General features: G+C 57.9%; 5 protein-coding genes. 1 reads left to right on the top strand and 4 read right to left on the bottom strand.

The annotated features are described in order from the left end of the window. Nucleotides 1–115: 115 nt before the first annotated feature. On the bottom strand, nucleotides 116–820 hold the full coding sequence (locus IQ254_RS28680) for an amidohydrolase family protein (protein WP_193969566.1): 705 nt from the start codon (nucleotides 818–820) through the stop codon (nucleotides 116–118). Between the two features lie 484 nt (nucleotides 821–1,304). Between IQ254_RS28680 and IQ254_RS28675 the strand changes: the two genes are divergently transcribed. After that, on the top strand, nucleotides 1,305–3,461 hold the full coding sequence (locus tag IQ254_RS28675) for a dynamin family protein (RefSeq protein ID WP_193969565.1): 2,157 nt from the start codon (nucleotides 1,305–1,307) through the stop codon (nucleotides 3,459–3,461). 230 nt (nucleotides 3,462–3,691) lie between these two features. Here IQ254_RS28675 and IQ254_RS28670 read toward each other — a convergent pair whose 3' ends face one another. The 3 genes from IQ254_RS28670 to IQ254_RS28660 all read right to left on the bottom strand — a co-directional run. Further along, nucleotides 3,692–3,901 (bottom strand): hypothetical protein, encoded by a 210-nt coding sequence (locus IQ254_RS28670; RefSeq protein ID WP_193969564.1) that lies wholly within the window; start codon nucleotides 3,899–3,901, stop codon nucleotides 3,692–3,694. Between the two features lie 52 nt (nucleotides 3,902–3,953). Next, nucleotides 3,954–4,349, bottom strand: a complete 396-nt coding sequence (locus IQ254_RS28665) for a hypothetical protein (protein WP_193969563.1) — start codon at nucleotides 4,347–4,349, stop codon at nucleotides 3,954–3,956. A 112-nt stretch (nucleotides 4,350–4,461) separates the two neighbouring features. Continuing rightward, nucleotides 4,462–6,670: tetratricopeptide repeat protein (locus tag IQ254_RS28660; RefSeq protein WP_228041197.1), on the bottom strand; the 2,209-nt coding region annotated here is incomplete at its 5' end.

Genomic DNA, 6,670 nt, shown 5'->3' with positions numbered 1-6,670 from the left:
AGTTATGGACCGACTGGGCACTCCAACTGATAGCGCTCAAACCCCATAAACATCGCTATTTTCAGCGTGGTCTCTATGCTCTATCCCTGATGCAGCAAGCTCTTTAGGTACGTTGTCACCCGTTAAGGCGCACCAATAGCTCATCGCCCACCCACTGGGGCCCCGGCGGGCCAAACCAGACATCGATGTGGGGGTGATCGTGATAGCGCTTCACCAACTCGGTGATCAGCGCCAGGTAGTCGTCCTGGGGCAGCTCCTGTTGCAGCGGTACGAGGTTGGTCAACTGCTGACGCAGGGGGGCAGGCAAACTGGCTAAAAATGCCTCATCTTCGTGATGAATGAGCCGACTTTCGTAGGCCGCCCCCGGAGCCAGCGCCACCCGCATACCGGCTTGCTCATAGGCCTGGAGGCAAACCTGGAGGTTGTCGAAACAAGCCTCGGCGGTACCCGATAGCCTGGTCACATCCACCACCGTGGTGACCCCACTCTGCAAGAGACGGGCAATGCTGAGCAGGGTTCTGAGCTGGGGCGGTTGGGGCCGCAGGGTGAGGTTGGCCAACAGCCACAGCTCGAGAAAATCGTCGTCAACCCCTTGCAACACATGGGATACCCCATTGCTGTGGTGATGGGCATTGACCAGCCCTGGCATGACTAAAAACTGGTCAGACCCCAGCACCTCAGCAGCGGGATATTGCTGTCTCAGATCTTCCCAGGCACCTAGGGTGAGAATCTTGTCGGCCTGAACCGCGATCGCACCGTCTGACACAACGCGATCGCCGGTCAAAATCCAACGGCCTCGAACTAAACGAAGATCTGTCATCGCTATCTCTGCGTGGGGGGGATTGATGCCGGATGCCAACACCCTAGGGCCATGCCCTGGGGGCAGAAGCGACAGCTAACCGGGTCGCCCAAGCTTCACTTTACTAGCTACCGCTAACTCAATGTTATTCAAACAGCCTGGGCTCGGGTCATGGCGGCAATCCCTACTGCCATGGCGACCGTTGCCCCTCACCCCCGGTCTGCATATCGTGCAGGCTGCAAATGATGGGGCTTGATGGACAGTTATGGGATAGGCACAAGCGCTGGCCACGGCTGAAGGGCGCAATTTCTACGCTGGAAATGAAGTCGCAGGGCACCACGTCTAGGCCATCTTGGCTAGAGGCGAGGGAAATGGTGTGCCTGCTTGCCGACCCTAGCGATCGGCAATTTTTGCCTGCCAGCTATTTAAAAGAGCTGTAGGCCCGGTGTTGAACGAGCGATCGCATTAATATCCCATTCACCCTATCAGGAGAACCTGAAAACCTATGAGCTATAAAGCCGACAGCTTTATCCAAGACTTAGATCAAGTCGCCAAGACGCGCCAGGAATTTGCTGGGTATCTGGCCACCATGGCCACCACCCTGGATGACTCAGAACAGCTTGACAATACCTCCGGGCAGCTCGGCCTTGGCCCCGTGATCGCTGACCTCACCACCGCCAGCCAAAACCTTTCTTCAGAGGTCTTTCGCCTGCTGGTGCTGGGCGATATGAAGCGAGGCAAAAGCACCTTCTTGAACGCGCTGATGGGCGAAAACCTGCTGCCCACCGACGTCAACCCCTGCACGGCGGTGCTCACCATTCTGCGCTACGGCCCCGAGAAGCGGGTGACGGTGCATTTCAACGACGAGCGATCGCCCGAGACGCTCTCCTTCGACGCGTTTAAAGAGCGCTACACGATTCGACCGGATCAGGCGAAAAAGCTCGAAGATGAAGGCACCCTGGCCTTCCCCGCCGTCGCCTACGCCGTGGTGGAATATCCCCTCACCCTGCTGGAAAAGGGGGTTGAGATTGTCGATAGCCCCGGACTCAACGACACCGAAGCGCGCAATCAGCTCACCCTCAACTACGTCAACAGCTGCCACGCCATTCTGTTTGTGCTCAGCGCCACCCAACAGTTCACCCTGGGCGAGCAGCGCTATCTCGACAACTACATCAAAGATCGGGGCCTGACCACCTTTTTCCTGATCAACGCCTGGGATGAGATTCAGAACCGGCTGGTAGACCCCGAGGATGCGACCGAGCTGCGAGAAGCCGAAGACCGGGTGCGCCAGGTGTTTCGCACCAACCTGGAACCCTACTGCCAGCTGGATGGAGAGGATCTGTACAGCGATCGCACCTTCGAGGTCTCTTCCTTGCAGGCGCTGCGCCAGCGGCTCAAGGGCGATGAGGGCAGCCTGGAGGGCACCGGCTTTGGCGAATTTATGCAGGCGCTGACCACGTTTTTGACTAAAGAACGGGCGATCGCCGAACTGCGCCAGGCCAAGATTCTGGCTCGGCAGGCCTATCGCACCACCCACGATGCGATCGAGCGCCGCATTCCGCTGCTGAGTCACAACATTGATGAACTGCGCGAAAAGATCTGGTCAGTACAGCCGGAATTCGATCAGTTGGTGGATATTCGTGACCAGTTCAAAGACGAAATTCGCGTCATTGGCGAGCGCAAGGCGGGCGACATCACCACCTCCTTCCGCGACTTTCTGGCCAACCTGGATCAGACCTTTGAGGAGGATTTTGTTCGCTACCAGCCCGAACTGAAGTTCCTAGATTTCCTGCGCAAGCAGAAGCGAGAGGAGTTTGAAGCGGCCCTCAAACAAGCTTTTGAGCGCTACCTCACCGACAAAATCGCCCTCTGGAGCAAAGATGCCCAGCGCGACATCGACCAGGCCTTTATCGAACTGGCCCACACCGCCTTCAAACACGGCGAGTCGTACAGCCATCTGACCGATCAGATCAACCAGAAGCTCACCGGCCAACGGGTTGCACCTCGCACCCACCTCAGCCCAGAGGATTCTTCCCCTGGCTGGGCCAAATGGGCTGTCGGCCTCTACGCCCTCACCACTGGGGATGTAGGTGCGATCGCCATGGCTGGCACCGGCCTGTTCAACTGGCGTCAGGTGCTGATGAACCTGGTGGGTGCCACCGCCATCACCATCACCTTCGCCCTGCTGACCGACATCTTCTTAGGCCCCATCGGCATGGCGTTGGCGGGCCTTGGCCTCAGCAGCTGGACGGCGGAGCAGGCCCGCCGCAAGGTGCTGGCTACGATGAAAGCGGAACTCAGCAACTCGCTGCCCCAGGTGGCCCAGGAGCAATCCTTTGTGGTCTACCAGGTGGTGAAAGAGTGCTTCGAGACCTACCAGCAGGATGTGGTCAAGCGCATGAACGAAGACATCACCGCCCGCAAGACCGAGCTGAGCGAACTGATCAAACAGAAGGAATCTCGCGAAATCGATCGCGAGGCCGAAACCCAGCGGCTTAACCAGCTCGATGATCTGGTGCTGGCCCAGTCGCACCAGGTGGAAGATGCCTACGATCAGGTCTTGGGCATTCATCTGCCCGAGGTGAATACAGCGGCAGAGGATGACACCCTGATGGAGGCTTCACCGGCAGAGCAGGCTGTGCTCACCGCTGCTGCGGTCTAGCATGGCTCAGCGGTTCTGCTAGACCGCCAGCACAGAAACCCGGTTTCTCGGCCAGAATGCCAGTCATGCCGTTAGGGCAGTGACAAAGAAACCGGGTTTTTAGCCATCCTGTACCGATGCTTTAGACGGTAGCGTCTGTCAGGCATGAATCGATAGCAACTCCTTGAGCGAGGGGGCGTAGGTTACCTACGCCCCCTCGCTTATGTGTGATCTCGACTCAACTCGGCCAATCAAAGCGACTCAGGCGCTTCATCGGGAGGATGCCAGCCTGCCTTAACCCAATTGCGACGGACAGCTTTCGCCAATGGATTGTTGACCCGCAGGGCGACAACAGTTGCCCGTCCACAGGCGCTTTTGCCCAAGACCTCAACACCATTTTCGCTCCAGACAAAGTGCTCATGCCAAACCTGGTTACGCGGGTTGAAGAGAGGGACAGTCACCCCCGTCTGCCGATCAACCGAACGCGCGTTCGGATTGCGTCAGGAGTCGTGCTCATTGAGCTACCGGGGCAAGCAAGCCTCGCGTTACCGCCTCTGCCAGGGCTTCAGATTTCCGCAGTTGCCCCAGCTGATAAACCTGCAACAAAGCCAACAGTTCGTATCTTTCGGGCTCGCTTAACCCTTGGGCTTTGTCCGCTGCTTGCAGTTCGCCGAGCCGAGCGTTTTGAGACTCCTGCATTTTTCCGGTGGCGAGTTGCAGCACCTCATTATCCTCAAGCCCGGATATAGCGGGGAAAAACGCCTCTTCCGCAAAGTTCTCTAATGTGGGCCAGAGCTGTTCGAGGGCTTCTGTCAGCACGGTCGATGCGTCTTTGCTGGTGGCATGACCTAGGCGCTGGGCGTCTTCGACCAGACCATTGGAGAGTTGTAGGGTGACTTCGATGGTCATAGAGCAGGTGCTTACAGCGATCGTGATTTAAACATAGCCCATCGCCCTCATCAGGTACCGGGTGCATTGGAGATGCTTAGGTTGAATGTGCACGCTAAAAGGCACCCGGTACCTATTCCGCCTCATCCAACTTCGCCAAACTTTCCCGACATTTTACTGTCCAGGGATGCTCAGCCCCCAGCTTGGGTTCAAGAATAGCGAGGGCCTGCTGGTATAGGGAGCGGGCTTCTTCGGTACGACGCTGGGCGGCGTAGAGAATGCCTAAGTTCTCAGTGACTCGACCAACATTAGGGTGATCTTCCCCTAAAGATTGCCTCCACAGTCGCAAAGCTTCACTCAAATAAGGCTCTGCCTCCTCATAACGATCTTGATCACGATAAAGTACTGCTAAATTATTAAGGCTAATGGCCACATCGGGATGCTCCTCCCCCAACAGCCGCTTCCACATCGCCAGGGCCTCCTGATAGAGGGGTTCGGCCTCCCCATAGCGCCCCTGGTCACGATAAAGCGCGGCCAGATTGTTGAGGCTAAGGGCGACATCTGGATGCTCTTCGCCCAACAGCCGTCTCCACATCGCCAGGGCACTCTGGTGGAGGGGTTCGGCCTCCCCATAGCGCCCTTGACTGTAGTAGAGCATGGCCAGATTGTTGAGGCTAGCGGCGACATCGGGATGCTCGTCGCCCAACAGCCGTCTTTGCATCGCCAAGGCATTTTGGTGGAGGGGTTCGGCCTCCCCATAGCGTCCTTGACTACAATAGAGAAAGGCCAGATTGTTAAGGCTAGCGGCGACCTTTGGATGCTCGTCGCCCAACAGGCGTTTTCTCATCGCCAGAGCATCTTGGTAGAGGGGTTCAGCCTCCCCATAGCGCCCTTGATAGTCTTCCAATTGCCCAAGGCTATCGAGACTGTCAGCAATATCTTCGTGTTTATCGCCGAGTAGACTTCGCCGTAACTCCATCACTTTCTGCAAGAGTGGCTCTGCCAAAGAGTATTGCCCTCTTACCAGTAGATAAGTGCCCATGGAGTGAAGTACATCAGCGGCAACGGTTGAGGCAATATTGCGCTGCTGGCAGTGGGTCGCCAGTTCTTGTACATGATTTAGCAGTTGGGCCAGGGTAGGCCAGTCTTGGTATTCAGGGTCTTTGCATTTCTCTGGTAGTAGCGTTGCCATGGCCCTAAATAGGGGTTCTACCCAGTCTTGGCAGCCTTCATTTCCCAACTCCGCCCGAATTACCTCCTGCACCAGGCGGTGCAGACTCAAACTCTGGCTCTCTGGCTCCACCCGCACTAGCGAATAGCTGCCCAGCGGGTTCAGCAGGTCGTAGAGGTCTAGCGGGTCGTCGGTCGCGTCGGCCAGGGCGGTGGCCAGGGGCTCCCCTAGCTCCGCTGCCCCCTGGGTGAACAGGGTAAAGGGAATCGCGTCGGGATGCAGGAAGGCGCAGTAGTTGAGCAGGGCGGCAGCGGCGGGGGCGGTTTTCTGCACTTCCTTCAGGTTCAAGGCCCAGGTGGTGGCAATCGAGTCGGGGTACTGGCCCAGCTTGGGTTTGGCTTTTTCCAGGCGTTTGAGCCGCTGTTTGCGGTAGCTGGTGAGGTAGGCGGCGAAGGGCACCCGGTTGGTGACGATGTAGGCGGCGGCCTGCTCCAGGGCGAGGGGCAGGTAGCCGAGTTCAGCGGCGAGGTCGGTGGCGGCTTGGAGTTCGGGGGAGGGTTCAATTCCCTGCATTGGGCGCATGTCATCCGCCCCTGCGGGGGCCATTCTGCCGGTGCGGTGCAGCAGAAAGGCGATCGCATCTTCGGCAGTCAGCATTTCCATCGCGATCGGCTGCACAATGCCCAGGTCTTGAAAATCCTGGGCGCGGGAGGTGACGAGAATGTGGCCGTTGGTTTCTGGTGGTAGAAAGGGCGGCAAAATCTCGGGGCGATCGGCGTTGTCAAAAACTAGCAGCCAGTCTGCTTCGCGCCCCAGCCACAGCCGTACCGACTGCACGGTGTCGTCCTGGTTTTCGGCATCCTTGAGGGGCAGGTTCAGAATTTGGGCGATCGCCACATAGCTCGTGGTCAGCTCCAGTTCCGTGTCCGCCCCCACCCAAAACACGTAGCGATAGTCGTCGCGATAGCGGTAGGCATATTCCACCGCCGTCTGGGTTTTGCCAATGCCGCCCAATCCACTAATCGCCTGGGTCTGCGAAATTGCCGCCGTCTGGCTATCCCACAGTTGCTGGTAAAGCGTAGCGAGAATACTCTCCCGCCCAGTGAAGTAGGGGTTGCGAGGGTAGGGCACCATCCAGGGTGGCCCCTGTCTCTTATACCCATCTGACGCG

It is taken from the genome of Nodosilinea sp. LEGE 07088, from assembly GCF_015207395.1.
Classification (GTDB): domain Bacteria; phylum Cyanobacteriota; class Cyanobacteriia; order Phormidesmidales; family Phormidesmidaceae; genus Nodosilinea.
This window is presented reverse-complemented; position numbering and strand designations above follow the sequence as displayed.